Origin of the sequence: Pseudoxanthomonas sp. UTMC 1351, assembly GCF_040948865.1 — a bacterium.
In the GTDB taxonomy this organism is placed as follows: domain Bacteria; phylum Pseudomonadota; class Gammaproteobacteria; order Xanthomonadales; family Xanthomonadaceae; genus Pseudoxanthomonas_A.
On sequence record NZ_JAVGJT010000053.1, the window covers coordinates 1 to 1,507 of the forward strand.

Here is a 1,507-nt window from a genome sequence, read left to right on the forward strand (position 1 = left end):
AACGTCGCGACTCACGTCGCTCCCACAACGAAGATTCTCCCGGCGGAAAATCAAGAGCTCGCGGCGGGACGCCGCTCCTACAAAGGCAAAAACACAGAGGCAAAAATGGATGGGCAAAAAAAGGCCGGGGCAGCCGCCCCCGCGGCTGCCCCGGCCCCGGTACCGTCAGAACAACTCGACCGTACCTGCACCCATGTTCTGCTGCGCGACCGGTTTGTGCGGGGCGCGTTCCCACTCGCCGCGCTGGTCACGCAAGCGGCTGCCGATGTGGCGCAAAGCGGACAGCAGTTCTTGATCCATGGTGCCGCCGCTGCGGTGTAGCAGCTCTTGCAGTGCGACCGCTTCCCGGTTGATGGCGGTCAGGCGATCCAGATGGGTCACCGCGCTGCCCAGCGACTGTGTGGCGATGTCTTCGAACTGCAAGGCGCGAACCGCTTCGGCGACGCTGGTATCGATAGCGTGGCCGCACTGGGATATCTCGCGCATGCCATCGCCCAGCGAGGCGTTGATGGCGGCAACCTGGTTCAGCATGTTCGCCGCCTCGCCACGCGCTTCGCGGGAACGGTCCAGATCGCGCGATGCCATGTGCGAGACCGTGTCGCGGACCTTGGAGATGGATTCCTTGGAACTGTGCGCCAGCTTGCGGATCTGTTCGTTGAAAGCGGTCGAACGCTCGGACAGGTTGCGCACTTCGTCGGCGACCACCGCGAAACCGCGGCCAGCTTCGCCTGCGCGCGCCGCTTCGATGGCGGCGTTCAGCGCCAGCAGGTTGGTCTGGTCGGCGATCGATTTGACGTCTTCCAATAGCGAGAAGATGCCATCCAGGTGCTGCGCCATTTCATCGATGTGATGCACGGTAGTGGTGCTCTGGCCGCTGACCTGTTCCAGCGCTTCCACCAGCTGCTCCATGCGCTGGCTGGCGTTCTGCGCGAAGCGCGCCACGTCCACGCCGGCACGGTCGCCGTCGCCATTGCGGTCGACGATGCGCGAAACCACCGAACTCTGTTCACGCGACTTGCGGCTCATCGCATCGAAGCTCTGGCCCAGGCCGCTGACGGCCTCGCGAATCAGTTCGCGGGCGCGGTCTATTTCATGGCGCGAACCTTCGATCTCGTTGTTCACGAAGCGGCGCAGCTCGGTCAGCAGTGCGTCCTGTTCGCGAATCACGGTGACCTGTTCGGTCGAAGGGTGATGCGTGCTCCATACCGACAGGAAGGCGAAGATCAACCACGCCAATGTCATGGTGGTCAGAATGGCCCAGCGCATGGGCGCCGGCCAATCGGACGCGACCGCCACAGGAAACAGCAAGGTCAAGATGAAGGGTGCCGCCAGACGAACCAGAATGCGCGAATACATTGGGTGTTCTCTTATGAAGCTCACCTGTGGTATCGGCCGCAGGCATGTTGTCTTTAGCAGGGAAAGTGGATGAATCTGGTGTCGCGGAGGAATTGTTGTGGTGTGCTCGGGTCGACTTGATGCTTCCTTGTGGGAGTGGGGGGGGGGGGGG

The 1,507-nt window shown here is 62.7% G+C and carries 1 protein-coding gene; it reads right to left on the reverse strand.

The genetic code is table 11. The features are described 5' to 3' along the window. Positions 1–165: 165 nt before the first annotated feature. Entirely contained in the window at positions 166–1,356 is a 1,191-nt protein-coding gene (locus AB6O04_RS20285) for a methyl-accepting chemotaxis protein (RefSeq protein WP_368566229.1), read from the reverse strand. Positions 1,357–1,507: the final 151 nt, after the last annotated feature.

What these genes read in the sequence shown, in the direction of transcription:
- AB6O04_RS20285 (WP_368566229.1), bottom strand. Translation starts at nt 1,356, where the DNA reads ATGTATTCGCGCATTCTGGTTCGTCTGGCGGCACCCTTCATCTTGACC.